The organism is Serratia sp. M24T3 (genome assembly GCF_000257645.1).
GTDB lineage: Bacteria > Pseudomonadota > Gammaproteobacteria > Enterobacterales > Enterobacteriaceae > Rouxiella.
Genome location: NZ_AJHJ01000030.1, coordinates 41,062 through 54,687, shown reverse-complemented (window position 1 = coordinate 54,687; position 13,626 = coordinate 41,062). Strand labels below are relative to the sequence as shown.

Here is a 13,626-nt window from a genome sequence, read left to right as displayed (position 1 = left end):
GCTGACGGGAATGGCAAGCGAATAAATACAGTTTTATTTCGTTTGCCTATTTTTCACCCGCAACGCTCTATTTTAAGCCGTTTTTAATGGCTGTAGGCAGTTGCGCCAGGCTATCGAGCACTAAATCCGCCAATTCTTCACCTTCTATAGTGACCGGCTTACCGCTGCGGACTAAAATTTTAGTGCCTACGCCAGCTTTTATTGCCGCCTGAAGGTCTTCAATTTTGTCGCCTACCATATAAGAAGCCGCCATATCGATGTTCAGCTCTTCTTTAGCTGTCAGGAACATGCCCGGCTGCGGCTTACGGCAATCGCATACCTGCTTGTACTCTTCTATTAATGCATCGGGATGATGCGGGCAGAAATAAATGCCGTCCAGATCGACGCCACGGTCTGCCAGCGACCAGTCCATCCATTCAGTTAACGTGAAGAACTGCTCTTCGGTAAACTTGCCGCGTGCGATACCTGACTGGTTGGTGACTAATACCAGTGCAAAGCCCATCTCTTTAAGTTTGATGCAAGCTTCAATGGTTCCTTCGATGAACTCGAAGTCGTCAATTTCATGAACATAGCCATGATCGACATTAAGCGTGCCGTCGCGGTCTAAAAATATTGCTGGAACAGTTTGTGTCACGTATTAGCTCCTGAGGGCTGATTGATGCCTCAGTATCGCATGTTTTAGGTAACGGTGAGAATGCTATCTGGTTGACTTAGACGTCTAGACGCCTTAGCATCCTCGCCATGTTCTGGAATTAGTTCCAGAGGGTTACTTTTTATACGTCACGGCTGTAAAGACAACATAAGAAAAATATGATTAAACTTTCCAACATCACCAAAGTGTTCAAGCAGGGTCAGCGCAACATCACGGCGCTGTCTGATGTGAGCCTTCACGTGCCTGCAGGACAAATCTATGGCGTCATCGGTTCATCCGGTGCGGGCAAAAGTACGCTGATTCGCTGCGTTAACCTGCTTGAGCGCCCGACTGAAGGTAAAGTTCTGGTCGATGGTCAGGATCTGACCGCCTTTTCCGAAAAAGAACTGACGCGCGCTCGTCGTCAAATCGGCATGATCTTCCAGCACTTTAACCTACTGTCGTCGCGCACCGTGTTTGGTAACGTCGCGCTACCGCTGGAGCTGGACAACCTTCCTGCCAAAGAGATTAAACAACGCGTTACTGAACTACTGAAGCTGGTTGGCCTGGAAGACAAGCATGATGCTTACGCCGCCAACCTGTCCGGTGGGCAGAAGCAGCGCGTTGCCATTGCTCGAGCGCTGGCCAGCAATCCCAAGGTTCTGCTGTGCGATGAAGCCACCAGCGCCCTCGATCCGGCAACTACACGCTCAATCCTGGAACTATTAAAGGATATCAACCGCCGTCTGGGCCTGACTATTCTTCTGATAACCCATGAAATGGATGTAGTGAAGCGCATCTGTGACCAGGTTGCAGTAATCAGCAACGGTCAGTTGATTGAACAAGACAAAGTCAGTGAAATGTTCTCGCATCCTAAAACTCCGCTGGCCCAGCAGTTTATCCAGTCGACGCTGCATCTGGATATCCCGGACGACTACGCGCTGCGCATGAAGCCAGAGCAGAGTGAAGGCAGCGTTCCTTTATTACGTCTTGAATTCACCGGCCAGTCGGTCGATGCTCCTCTGCTCTCGCAGGCAGTGCGTCAATTCAACATTAATAACAATATTATCAGCGCGCAGATGGATTATGCCGGTGGCGTGAAGTTCGGCATTATGCTGACAGAAATGCACGGCAGCGTTGAAGACACACAGGCAGCGATTCAATTCCTGCATGAGAATCAAGTTAAGGTAGAGGTGCTGGGTTATGTCTGAGGCAATGATGTGGTTAATGGGCCGAGGCATTTGGGAAACTGTAATCATGACCCTGACCTCCGGCTTCTTCGGATTCGTGCTCGGCCTGCCGTTTGGCGTCCTGCTGTATGTCACCCGTCCGGGTCAGATTGCCGAGAACAAGAAGCTTTACCGGGTACTGTCGGCGCTGGTTAACATCTTCCGTTCTATTCCTTTTATTATCCTGCTGGTGTGGATGATTCCATTTACTCGCGTGATCGTCGGCACTTCTATCGGTTTGCAGGCTGCTATCGTACCACTGACAGTGGGTGCCGCGCCGTTCATCGCCCGTATGGTTGAAAATGCGATGCTGGAGATCCCAAGCGGTCTGGTGGAAGCTGCCCGCGCGATGGGCGCCACGCCGATGCAAATTATCCGAAAAATACTGCTGCCCGAAGCTCTGCCGGGCCTGGTCAACGCCGCGACTATCACTCTCATTACTCTGGTGGGTTACTCTGCCATGGGGGGCGCCGTGGGTGCGGGTGGTCTGGGGCAAATTGGCTACCAGTATGGTTATATCGGTTACGACGCCACGGTAATGAATACTGTATTAGTATTGTTAGTTGTACTGGTGTACCTGATTCAACTCTGCGGCGATCGCATCGTTAAAGCAGTGACCCATAAGTAAAGACAAAACGGCGGCAGGGCTTCACGCCGCCCATAATTAATCTCGACATAAAATGTATAGAGGATAGGACATGTCCATTAAATTTAAATCTCTTGCAGTAGCGGGTGTACTTCTGGGAACTCTGGCCGTAGCAGGTTGTGGTCCAAAGAAAGAAGATCCCAACCACATCAAGGTTGGCGTGATTGTTGGTGCAGAACAGCAGGTTGCCGAAGTTGCTGCAAAAGTGGCAAAAGAGAAATACGGCCTCGACGTGGAGCTGGTGACCTTTAATGACTACGTGCTGCCAAATGAAGCGCTAAGCAAAGGCGACATCGACGTAAACGCCTTCCAGCACAAGCCTTATCTGGATCAGCAGATCAAAGACCGCGGTTACAAACTCGTGCCGGTCGGCAACACCTTTGTTTACCCGATTGCTGGTTACTCTAAAAAAATCAAATCTGTTAGCGAGCTGAAAGACGGCGACCAGATTGCCCTGCCAAACGATCCGACAAACCTGGGCCGTTCACTGCTGCTGTTGCAAAAAGTGGGCTTGATCAAACTTAAAGACGGCGTAGGCCTGCTGCCAACCGTTCTTGACGTAACCGAGAACCCGAAAAACCTGAAGCTGGTTGAGCTGGAAGCCCCTCAGCTGCCACGCTCGCTGGATGACAACAAAATCGCGTTGGCCGTAATCAACACTACCTATGCAAGCCAGATCGGCCTGACTCCGGAAAAAGACGGCATTTTCGTGGAAGACAAAGATTCACCTTACGTGAACCTGATTGTTGCTCGCGAAGACAACAAAGACGCTGAAAACGTGCAGAAATTTGTGAAAGCCTACGAATCTGATGAAGTTGACCAGGCGGCTAACAAAGTCTTCAATGGCGGCGCGGTTAAAGGCTGGTAAGAATTAAAGTATATTTGGATTTATTCAACGATAAATCTCTATTTACATAAAATACTCTCAAGGCGGGCATATGCTCGCCTTGTTATTTGTTGAATACCTTGCTTCAATAACGCCTCTTTCTTTTTAATATAAAATATACCCCGTAGCATTTTAAATGCAGCAGGTCGCAGCCGTAGTCATCTCTGAGCCTTTTATAAAGCAATAACAGGGAAAATAAAGTTGCCACAGCCTCAGCGTTTTAATGGATGAAGGGTATGGAGCAGAGGACATATAATGCGTGCTTTACCACTCTGTTTGTTAGCCCTTTTGCTAGCTGGATGTTCCGCGACTCACAGAACGCAGCCGATTTTTAACGAACACCCGACCTATGAACCATCGCAGCCAGCCAAGCCAAAGCCAGTAACGACTCGTCCTGCGGCGATTAAACTTTATAAAGATCCCGGCGCTCTGGTTGGCACACCTTTCCGCGATCTGGGTGAAGTATCCGGCGAATCTTGCCAGGTTAACGCACATGACGCGCAGCCTAGCATTTCGAATGCTCGTAGAAGAATGTTGAACCACGCGGCGACCATGAAGGCTAATGCTGTGCTGCTGCACCAATGCCAAATCGTCAGCGATGTCGCAGGATGTCATCAACAGGCAGTCTGTCAGGGCTCTGCTCTGAACGTCAGCTTTAAATGACCGAATTTACCTTTAATGAAATAGGGAGGATCCATTCTCCCTATAAAGAAAAGTTCGCCGTTCCACGCCAGCCAGGTTTAGTCGAGGACGGAGTCGGTGAACTACATCTGCTGCCGCCATATAATCAGGCAGAAGCGGTTCGTGGTCTCGAGGATTTCAGCCATCTCTGGGTGATGTTTATATTTCATCAAACAATGGCGGGCGGCTGGCGACCCACGGTGCGGCCACCCAGGCTTGGCGGCAATGCTCGCGTCGGCGTTTTTGCCACTCGTTCTACCTTCAGGCCAAACCCGCTTGGCATGTCGCTGGTCGAGTTGAAAGGTATCCGCTGTCAGGGTAAAGAGGTCATTTTGCAGCTCGGCAGCCTGGATCTGGTCGACGGCACGCCGATTGTCGATATCAAACCTTATCTACCCTTCGCCGAAAGTCAGCCACAGGCGATTGCCGGTTTTGCTCAGGATGCACCACAGGCCAATATGTCAGTGACTTTTAGTCCGCTTGCAGAAAGCCAGCTTGCAGCCAATTTCGGCCTTTATCCTCACCTGCGCCGCTTTATTACTCAGGTTTTGGGGCAAGATCCCCGCCCTGCCTATCGTAAAGGGGAAGAGCAGGAACGTGATTATGCCGTTCATCTGCTGGAATTTAACGTCAGATGGCGCGTCATTGCCGACCAAAATCAGGTAATCTCGCTCGACCCGCACTAAAATTCAGAGGTTCTCTTTTGACTCGCGTCGGTCACTGGTAAACTATCCCGCCGCAGGCTATCTCGGGGTGCGTAATAGCTGCGGATGACGACCGACTATTCGAATAATTTCACGTTCTCGCAGGCCTTGGGTCTGCAGACGATTTGCAGTGCTAACGGAACCAACACATCATGCGTACAACACAATATCTGCTCTCCACTCTGAAGGAAACGCCAGCGGACGCCGAGGTGATCAGCCACCAGCTGATGCTGCGCGCCGGGATGATCCGCAAACTGGCCTCAGGTCTTTATACCTGGCTGCCAACCGGTCTGCGCGTTCTTAAGAAAGTCGAAAACATCGTGCGCGAAGAGATGAACAACGCGTGTGCGATCGAAATCTCCATGCCCGTCGTGCAGCCTGCCGACCTGTGGCAGGAGAGTGGACGTTGGGAGCAGTACGGCCCCGAGTTGCTGCGTTTGGTCGATCGCGGCGATCGCGCATTCGTGCTCGGTCCTACGCATGAAGAAGTGATCACCGATCTGATGCGTAATGAAGTCAGCTCCTACAAACAGCTGCCTTTGAACCTGTTCCAGATCCAGACTAAATTCCGTGATGAAGTCCGCCCTCGTTTTGGCGTAATGCGCTCACGCGAATTCATCATGAAAGACGCCTACTCTTTCCACTCCACGCAAGAATCTTTGCAGGAAGGCTACGACGCGATGTACGCGGCCTACAGCAAAATCTTCACTCGTATGGGTCTTGATTTCCGTGCTGTAGAAGCTGATACCGGTTCTATCGGCGGCAATGCATCGCACGAATTCCAGGTGCTGGCGGAAAGCGGTGAAGATGATGTTATCTTCTCTACCGAATCAGACTACGCGGCGAACATCGAAAAAGCCGAAGCTCTGGCGCCAACCACCCCACGCGGTGCGGCAACGGAAGAGCTGCGCGTTATTGACACGCCAAATGCCAAAACCATCGCCGAGCTGGTTGAGCAATTCCAGCTGCCGATTGAAAAAACCGTTAAAACACTGATGGTTCGCGCGGTCGAAGGTAGCTCGCACAAGTTGGTGGCCCTGCTGGTTCGCGGCGATCACGAGTTAAACGAAATCAAGGCGGAAAAATTGCCACAGGTTGCCGCCCCACTGACTTTCGCGACCGAAGCTGAAATCCGCGAGCTGGTCACTGCCGGTCCAGGCTCATTAGGCCCGATTAACCTGCCAATGCCAGTCGTGATTGACCGCACTGTTGCAGTCATGAGCGATTTCAGCGCCGGTGCCAACATTGACGGTAAACACTACTTTGGCATTAACTGGGAACGCGATTTGCCGCTGCCAGAAGTTGCTGACCTGCGTAACGTGGTAGAAGGCGATGCGAGCCCGGACGGTAAAGGCACGCTGCTTATCAAGCGCGGTATTGAAGTCGGCCACATCTTCCAACTGGGCACCAAATACTCTGAAGCGATGAAAGCTACCGTTCAGGGCGAAGACGGCAAGAACCAGCTGGTAACCATGGGCTGTTACGGAATCGGTGTGACTCGCGTAGTTGCTGCCGCTATCGAGCAGAACCACGACGGTCGCGGCATCATCTGGCCAGACGCAATCGCGCCTTTCCAGGTTGCTATCCTGCCAATGAACATGAGCAAATCTTTCCGCGTGAAAGACGCAGCCGAAGAGCTTTACAACACCCTGCGCGCCAAAGGGATCGACGTTATTCTCGACGACCGTAAAGAGCGTCCTGGGGTGATGTTTGCCGATATGGAGCTGATCGGCGTTCCGCATCAGGTAGTTATCGGTGAACGTAATCTCGATGCAGAAGAGCTGGAATATAAAAACCGCCGCAGCGGTGAAAAGCAGATGATCAAAATCAGCGATATCGTTGATTACCTGCTGAGCCAGATCCCACGCTAGAAATTACGGGCAGGCTGATGACTTGCCCCTGATTGCCACATAAAAAAACGCCCGCCGAGCTTTTTACAGCCGACGGGCGTTTTATTTTGCTGATTTCATTGGTTTAGAAATCAGAGCCTATTTGCAGTGCTTGCTGGCATCGGCAATGATATTGCTATCGGCCACCAGCAGCTTGTGCCCTTTCCCTTCGTCGCCCCCTGGCTCAAGCTGGAAATGTCCATCCATCGAGACAAAGATCAGCTGATCCGGGCTATGACGTGCATCCATATAGGCTTTTTCCAGTAAACTGCTGGTCGCCACTGGAATGACTTTTCCCGTCGCACAATCGGTAAACACCACGTTGTTGGCTTGATAATGCACCATGCCGCTCAACGGCATCGGCGTTTGCGGCATGCGTTGCTCTGCCGGTTTCAACTGGAAATGCTGCATCGGGTGGCTCGAGCTGGCGTGAATCTGTTCGCCATGCATATCCAGCATCTCAAGATTGTCTCCGGCCGGGCGGAAATAACGTTTCTCGCCGTTTGCCTCGGTTAAGACCAGCTTATCAGCAGTGCGCGCCCAGCGCCCATACTGCGCATAAGACTGATTCCCCTTGGGTTTAACCTGATAGACTTCATTTAAAATATAAGTGCCGTCCTGCTGCAGGAACAAAGAGGTTTCAATGCCACCACAGTCGGCACACGGCAGCACGCCCTTATAGCTCTGCTGCATGGCTTCAAAAGGTTGTTCCTGAGCAAAAATCTTGTTGTGACATCCGAATAGCGATAACAGGCTGAGCGACAGCCCCATAGCAATCATTATTTTTTTCACAGTTTTCTCCCACTGCGTTTTAATCTTTATTTCACTCTGTCTTTCATTTTAAGACGAGCGAATTTTTCCTCTTAGTGCCTTGGTCGCACCCTTGCGAACTTTGCTTTCTACACGTCGAATTTTAGAACCGCGCGTCGGCTTGGTGGCTCGGCGTGGCTTTTCAACCACCATTGCCTGATCAATCAGCGAAGACAGGCGAGCTATAGCAGCCTCACGATTTTGCTCCTGACTGCGATACTCCTGCGCTTTAATGACCACAATGCCCTCTGCGGTAATTAAATGATGCTTAAAAGCCAACAGACGTTGCTGATAATAATCGGGCAGGCTTGAAGCTTTTATATCAAAACGCAGGTGAATAGCGGTTGAGGTTTTATTAACATTTTGGCCACCCGCTCCCTGCGCGCGAATAGCGGTAAGTTCAATTTCGCCGTCCGGGATTTCGAGCCTGCCAGAAAGAATCAACACCTCTATTGCCCCGCCTGTTTCCAGTTACCGTCTTTCCACTCCTGGAAATGAATTTCCAGATTATTGTCAGGATCGGAAAGCCAAATCGCGCCGTCTTGTAAAGTCGCCTGCAATACCATATTGCGCTGACAAAAAGCCACCAGCTGTGACAACAGTTCATCATCAATATAGCGCACGCTGAGGTTTGAGTATTGGCTGACTTTATTTTGCATCTGTGACCACCAAACTTTGGCGGCTCGCTCACCATACGTGTAAAGCACAACTTCTCGCGACTGGTTGCAACCCTTTTTCAGACGCTTCTCATCCGGCAGGCCTAATTCGACCCAAAGTTCGATGCCGTTATGATCGTTTTTACGCCAGATTTCAGGCTCGTCTTCAGCACTTAACCCACGGGTAAAGCTCAAACGCTCGTGCGCGTGGCAAATCCAGGCCAGTAAACGTAGCATCATACGTTGTTCGGTTTCAGACGGATGCTGCGCCAGCGTCAGGTTGGCATCAAAGAAAAAATTGCGGTCCATATCGGCAATATTTACTGCGGCTTTATAGATAGTTGCTTTTAACGCCATGGGAAACCTCAAAGTAATGGACGCACATTGTACTTGATATCAACATAAGATAAAGCTTACTCCCCCAGCTGATAACTCCATCATCTCTGTGCTATAGTCGTTTAATAACGGAAGTTTATATTTTCCCGACTGAAAGGCTTCAAACTATGTAGAAAGCAGCATTTCGGGAAAACATGGCAGGGTTTGTTCGAAAAGTTGCGTAAAGAGCCATTTCGAACAAGCTCTATGGGAGGACCTATGCAACAATACTCTGAGTTAGTACGCCGAAAATATGCCGAGATCGGCAGTGGTGATCTCGGTTATGTGCCCGATGCGTTGGGCTGTGTGCTAAAGGCATTAGACGATGTGGCGGCCAACGCCGAACTTCCGTCTTCCGTTCGAGAACAGGCGGCTTATGCCGCCGCTAACTTACTGGTGAGCGATTATGTCGATGAATGATGAGTACCAACCCATCAATTGCGATGATTACGATAATCTCGAGCTTGCCTGTCAGGACCATCTGGTTCTGACTCTGAAGATGCGCAGTGGAGAGCTTGTCGAGGCTAAAGCCAAAGATCTGTTGATGCGAAAAAAAGTGGAGTATCTGATTGTTGACTCGGGTGGGCAACAGTTGGAACTGCGGCTCGACTGGATTGAGAGCTTCAGTAATCCAAAAATTGGTACTGTGGTCGTTAGTGCTGAATAGCGAATAACATCAACCACCATTCAACTCAACAACTGTGTGTGCGGGCAATCTTGGGATTGCCCGTTTTTATTTAGGCCGAAGGCTGGTAATGCTGGCAGACTTGTCAGTGCTGGCTAGAATAGTAAGCCGCTAAGTCACTGATATCTTGATCAGAAAGCCCAGAGGTAAACGCCTGCATAATTCCCGCCTGCCCTCCCGTTCTTCCGCCATCTTTGTAAGCATGCAAAGCCAATCCCAGATAAGCCTCGTTTTGCCCGGATAAATTGGGATAAAGCGTGTTGCTGGCTTTACCTGTTGCGCCATGACAAGCTGCACAGCTGGCAGATTTGGCCTGACCGTTGGCAATATTTCCCTCTGCCATCGCAGAAATACTGATCCACGCCAAACAAACGCCCAGCGCACTTCGAGTTAAAAAATGCATCACTGCTCCCAAACCGGTTGCCCGGCGGTAAACTATCGACTTTCAGTATTCCAAAACAGCGACCAGGTAGCCTCTTGCGGGCCTGAGGTCAGTGCTTCACGAGTGATAAACAGCCCTGCTGCGGCAATTAGCTGCTCATTATAAAAAATCAAAGGGATGCGCTCGCGATCCCACGGTGGAACATTAAGTTCCTGCCAGAGTTTTTTTATGCTGCGGGAACGGTCACGCCCCACTTTATTGACTTCACCGCTGGCGTGAAAACGCACGGTAAGCATTTCATCAACGCGCGGTTTGCGTAGCGTTAATCCGTTTTGCCCCGCAGGCGTAAGGGAAAGCTGCCCAAGACTTGCGGGCAGATCCAGCACCTCTTGCCCCTGCCAGGCAATGACGGTGTCTTTTAACGACTGCATCGGTGCCAACCAGTAAAGGCGCTGCCGATAACGTCGGATATTGTGAGACCCAAGACGTAGCTGCGGCTCTGCATCTTCGCGGCTTAACGCCACTTCATCCCAAATCCGCTGTAGCTGCTCTCTCGATGGCATCCTGGCCCCAAGCGAAGCCAGCCAACGGCGAATCAGAGCAAAACGCCGGGCGGCAGACAGATTTTTCAGCCCTTCAATCGATAGACTGCCTTGCAAATCGATGAGGTGATCCAGCGCTTCCTGCAATAACTCATCGAGCAGTAATTCCTGTTCGGCGCACAGGCTGGCGCTGCGAGCAGTGGCGGCAGCAAAGTGTGGCCACCGCTGATATAGCATCGGCAACACGTCGAGTCGCAAAAAATTGCGGTCAAAACGCGTATCTTGGTTACTGTCGTCTTCGATCCAGACTAATTGATTTGCACGGGCATATTCTTCGAGCTGCTTTCGCTGCAGGCTAAGCAACGGCCTGATGACCGGATGCCCGCAAATTGAGGTTTCCGCGCTCATCGCAGACAATCCCGCAGGACCACTGCCACGCTTTAATGCCAGAAGAAAAGTCTCACACTGATCGTTAAGATGCTGCGCGGTGAAAAGCGTCTCATCGGCCAGCAGATTTTCAGTCAATGCGCTGTAACGAGCCTTTCGCGCCGCGGCCTCAATGCCTCCCTCCCGAGCATCTACCTTTACCGCCAGCGGAATAAACTGCACTTGCCAGAGCTGGCACTGGGCCTCGCAGCTGGCTGTCCAGCTGGCAGCATGGGCGCTCAAGCCGTGATTCACGTGCATTGCTCGCAGCTGTATATCGGGCAAAACGCTGTCTCGCAGCTTAACCAACGCGTGCAGCAATACCGACGAGTCCAGCCCGCCACTTAACGCGACACAAACGCGACGCCGATCACCGAGCTGATGCTGTAAATGTTCAAGCAGCATCAGCTGGGTCCGTTGGCCGTTTCTGGCTATCAAAAATAAGATCAGTCGATTTCATAAAGTTCTAAAGGCAGATCGTCGGGATCGCTAAAGAAGGTGAATTTTTTACCCGTGTGCTCATCAACACGCACCGGCTCGCACTCGACGCCGGCTGTAGTGAGAAAGGCAACCGAAGCTTCAATATCATCGACACTAAACGCCAGGTGGCGCAGGCCGCAGGCTTCAGGGCGGCTGGTTCTGGCGGGGGGAGACGGGAAGCTGAACAGCTCAATCTGATAGTGCCCATTAATAGCCAAATTAGCCATCCAGGAATCGCGCGCCTCACGATAGACTTCAGACTGCAACTCAAAGCCCAGCACGTCACAGTAGAATTTTTTACTGACTTCGTAATCGCTGGCAATAATGGCGATGTGATGAATCTGGCGTAATTTAAGCATCCAAAACTCCTTTTTTCAGAACTTTAACCCAATACTTTCCGTCCTCGGTCAGCCTCGCGCCGTGAATATCGGTTTCAAAGCCAGGGAAATGCTCACCGATGGAACACAGCATTAGCAGGAAATCCAGCACGGCGCGGCTCTCTTTGGTAATCATCTCACCGGGCATCACCACCGGCACGCCGGGCGGATAAGGCAGGATCATGTTGGCCGACACCTGACCAACCAACTGATCAATTTCGCACTCTTCAATATTACCGCGTACCTGATGCTGGAACATCTCATACGGTGTCATTTTCATTTCCGGTAACACGTCGAATGCCTTGAGCATCAGCGAAGGCAGATCGTGTTTAATGATAAGCCTATGGATCCCTTGTGCCAGATCCTGAATGCGCATATGACGATAGAAATCCGGATCTTCTCCATAGAGATCCGGCAGCATGTTCTTTACTCGCAGGTTAAGATCGTAGGCGCGTTTAAAATCGGTTAAACCACGCATCAGACTCATCGATTTGGTTTTATCAATACCAATGCTGAACAGGAACAGCAAATTGTAAGGCCCGGTTTTTTCGACCACCACACCGCGTTCATCGAGGAACTTGGCAACCAACGCCGCCGGAATGCCTTCTGCCGAGAGATTGCCGGTTTCATCCATGCCCGGCGTCAGAATCGTCACCTTGATGGGGTCGAGATACATGTGCTCAGTATCGGCATTTGCAAAACCGTGCCAGTTGTCATCGGGATTCAGCGGCCAACATTCGGCCTCATCAATATCTTCCGGCTGCCAGACATCATAGAACCAGCCGTCGGTTTCTTCACGTAAGCGCTGAATTTCTTTACGAAAATGCAGCGCCCTTTCCACCGAACGATTAATCAATCTGCGCCCCGGATTCCCGCGCAACATCGCGGCGGCGGTTTCTGCCGAGGCTACGATGCCGTAGTTTGGCGAGGTGGTAGTGTGCATCATGTAAGCTTCATTAAAGGTGTTTTCATTGTAATCACCTTTAATGTGAATCATCGAGGCCTGCGAGAAAGCCGCCAGCAGCTTGTGGGTCGACTGGGTTTCATAGATGACTTTGCCGGGAATACGCTCGCCGCTCATACCACTTTTACCGTCATAAATCGGGTGAAAATTGGTGTAGGGCACCCAGGCGGAATCGAAATGAATCGAGGCAACATCGAGAGTATTTTTGATGTAATCGGTGTTGTATAGCAGGCCGTCATAGGTGGAATTGGTTATCACCGCGTGTACTGGCCAGCTGGCGTCTTTAGTCTGTTCTACCTTCCCGGCAATGCTGTCACGGGTGAACTCGCGCTGTGGAATACCGCCCAAAATACCGTAGGCATTGCGCAGCGGGCGCAGATAGATAGGAATAATATTGGTCATCATCATCAGATGTGCCAATGACTTATGACAATTACGGTCGATAAGCACAGTACTCCCCGCCGGGGCCGAATACATGCCGACAATTTTATTGGCAGTTGACGTGCCATTGGTGACGATATAGCTTTGCTCGGCGCCAAAGGTGCGGGCAATATACTCTTCGGCTTCCAGATGCGGCCCGGTATGGTCCAGCAGCGAGCCTAGCTCGGTAACAGAAATCGACACGTCGGCTTTCAGCGTTTTAGCACCGAAAAAATCGTAAAACAGCGTGCCAACCGGACTTTTAAGAAACGCGGTTCCAGCCATATGCCCTGGTGTACAAAAGGTGTATTTGCCCTCTTCCACATATTTAAACAACGCTTTTGTTAACGGTGGGGTAATCTGATCAATATATTCGTCGGTATACTGGCGGATTCGCTTGGCAATATCTTCAGCAGCGTTTAACGCATACTCGAAGAAATACAGCACCATACGCATATCATGCACGCTGACATCCATCGTCGAATGGGTGTTGATAAAGCCATAAAGTGGCAGATATTCGTTTAGCTCGTTGATATCGACACAAAGCTCAGTACTGTGCTGGTCCCAATCGAAAATGACGCCACAGATGCGCGCATTGCTTTCAATAAGTTTCAATAGGTCAGCGCGGTCACGAGGATAAATCGTCTTGAACCCCAGAATCTCGAGGGCAGCATCCAATTCGCGGATTGGCTCATCTTTGTAATAGACCCCTTCCGGGCGCATGATGGCAATAATATTCATCTGACAAATCCTTCTGGTTTTCTACAACACAGGTTATCGACCCCAGCGGCTGGAGACAATAAAAAAGGGCAGTCCAAAGACTGCCCTTTAAATTTTATAATC

At 50.7% G+C, this 13,626-nt stretch carries 16 protein-coding genes; 8 read left to right on the top strand and 8 right to left on the bottom strand.

Going from position 1 to position 13,626, the window contains the following annotated elements:
- Positions 1-67: 67 nt before the first annotated feature.
- Positions 68-634, bottom strand: coding sequence for a D-glycero-beta-D-manno-heptose 1,7-bisphosphate 7-phosphatase (gene gmhB, locus SPM24T3_RS18755; RefSeq protein ID WP_009638381.1), 567 nt, complete (start codon positions 632-634; stop codon positions 68-70).
- A gap of 176 nt (positions 635-810) precedes the next feature.
- Here gmhB and metN point away from each other — a divergent pair, with 176 nt between their 5' ends.
- The 6 genes from metN (at position 811) to proS (ending at position 6,648) form a co-directional block, all read left to right on the top strand.
- Positions 811-1,842 (top strand): methionine ABC transporter ATP-binding protein MetN, encoded by a 1,032-nt coding sequence (gene metN, locus SPM24T3_RS18750; RefSeq protein ID WP_009638380.1) that lies wholly within the window; start codon positions 811-813, stop codon positions 1,840-1,842.
- Positions 1,835-2,488 (top strand): methionine ABC transporter permease MetI, encoded by a 654-nt coding sequence (locus tag SPM24T3_RS18745; RefSeq protein ID WP_009638379.1) that lies wholly within the window; start codon positions 1,835-1,837, stop codon positions 2,486-2,488. Before metN ends, SPM24T3_RS18745 begins: the two co-directional genes overlap by 8 nt.
- Before the next feature lie 70 nt (positions 2,489-2,558).
- Entirely contained in the window at positions 2,559-3,374 is an 816-nt protein-coding gene (locus SPM24T3_RS18740; RefSeq protein WP_009638378.1) for a MetQ/NlpA family lipoprotein, read from the top strand.
- Between the two features lie 273 nt (positions 3,375-3,647).
- Entirely contained in the window at positions 3,648-4,055 is a 408-nt protein-coding gene (gene rcsF, locus SPM24T3_RS18735) for an Rcs stress response system protein RcsF (protein ID WP_009638377.1), read from the top strand.
- Positions 4,052-4,759, top strand: a complete 708-nt coding sequence (tsaA, locus tag SPM24T3_RS18730; RefSeq protein ID WP_009638376.1) for a tRNA (N6-threonylcarbamoyladenosine(37)-N6)-methyltransferase TrmO — start codon at positions 4,052-4,054, stop codon at positions 4,757-4,759. Before rcsF ends, tsaA begins: the two co-directional genes overlap by 4 nt.
- Before the next feature lie 170 nt (positions 4,760-4,929).
- Positions 4,930-6,648 (top strand): proline--tRNA ligase, encoded by a 1,719-nt coding sequence (proS, locus tag SPM24T3_RS18725; RefSeq protein ID WP_009638375.1) that lies wholly within the window; start codon positions 4,930-4,932, stop codon positions 6,646-6,648.
- Between the two features lie 117 nt (positions 6,649-6,765).
- Here the strand turns inward: proS and nlpE are convergent, their stop codons facing one another.
- The 3 genes from nlpE to SPM24T3_RS18710 are packed head-to-tail and all read right to left on the bottom strand — an operon-like array spanning position 6,766 to position 8,489.
- Complete coding sequence (gene nlpE / locus SPM24T3_RS18720) at positions 6,766-7,458, bottom strand: envelope stress response activation lipoprotein NlpE (protein WP_009638374.1); 693 nt, start codon at positions 7,456-7,458, stop codon at positions 6,766-6,768.
- 48 nt (positions 7,459-7,506) lie between these two features.
- The gene (gene arfB, locus SPM24T3_RS18715; protein WP_009638373.1) at positions 7,507-7,923 is read right to left on the bottom strand and encodes an alternative ribosome rescue aminoacyl-tRNA hydrolase ArfB; all 417 of its coding nucleotides are present in this window, start codon (positions 7,921-7,923) and stop codon (positions 7,507-7,509) included.
- 2 nt (positions 7,924-7,925) lie between these two features.
- Positions 7,926-8,489, bottom strand: a complete 564-nt coding sequence (locus SPM24T3_RS18710) for a YaeQ family protein (RefSeq protein WP_009638372.1) — start codon at positions 8,487-8,489, stop codon at positions 7,926-7,928.
- Positions 8,490-8,726: 237 nt separating this feature from the next.
- Here SPM24T3_RS18710 and SPM24T3_RS18705 point away from each other — a divergent pair, with 237 nt between their 5' ends.
- Together SPM24T3_RS18705 and rof are read left to right on the top strand one after the other, a co-directional pair.
- Positions 8,727-8,927 carry a YaeP family protein gene (locus SPM24T3_RS18705; RefSeq protein ID WP_009638371.1) on the top strand — a complete coding sequence of 67 codons (201 nt, stop codon included), beginning with the start codon at positions 8,727-8,729 and terminating at the stop codon, positions 8,925-8,927.
- Positions 8,914-9,174 (top strand): Rho-binding antiterminator, encoded by a 261-nt coding sequence (rof, locus tag SPM24T3_RS18700; RefSeq protein WP_009638370.1) that lies wholly within the window; start codon positions 8,914-8,916, stop codon positions 9,172-9,174. The genes SPM24T3_RS18705 and rof overlap by 14 nt, the downstream gene beginning before the upstream one ends.
- A 103-nt stretch (positions 9,175-9,277) precedes the next feature.
- On the opposite strand, the gene SPM24T3_RS18695 is transcribed toward rof, so the two are convergent.
- The 4 genes from SPM24T3_RS18695 to SPM24T3_RS18680 are packed head-to-tail and all read right to left on the bottom strand — an operon-like array spanning position 9,278 to position 13,524.
- Complete coding sequence (locus SPM24T3_RS18695) at positions 9,278-9,595, bottom strand: cytochrome c (protein WP_009638369.1); 318 nt, start codon at positions 9,593-9,595, stop codon at positions 9,278-9,280.
- A gap of 32 nt (positions 9,596-9,627) precedes the next feature.
- Positions 9,628-10,947: a tRNA lysidine(34) synthetase TilS gene (tilS, locus tag SPM24T3_RS18690; RefSeq protein ID WP_009638368.1), complete on the bottom strand. Its 1,320-nt coding sequence runs from the start codon at positions 10,945-10,947 to the stop codon at positions 9,628-9,630.
- A 41-nt stretch (positions 10,948-10,988) separates the two neighbouring features.
- Positions 10,989-11,381, bottom strand: a complete 393-nt coding sequence (locus SPM24T3_RS18685) for a VOC family protein (RefSeq protein ID WP_009638367.1) — start codon at positions 11,379-11,381, stop codon at positions 10,989-10,991.
- Positions 11,374-13,524 carry a lysine decarboxylase LdcC gene (locus SPM24T3_RS18680; protein WP_009638366.1) on the bottom strand — a complete coding sequence of 717 codons (2,151 nt, stop codon included), beginning with the start codon at positions 13,522-13,524 and terminating at the stop codon, positions 11,374-11,376. The genes SPM24T3_RS18685 and SPM24T3_RS18680 overlap by 8 nt, the downstream gene beginning before the upstream one ends.
- Positions 13,525-13,626: the final 102 nt, after the last annotated feature.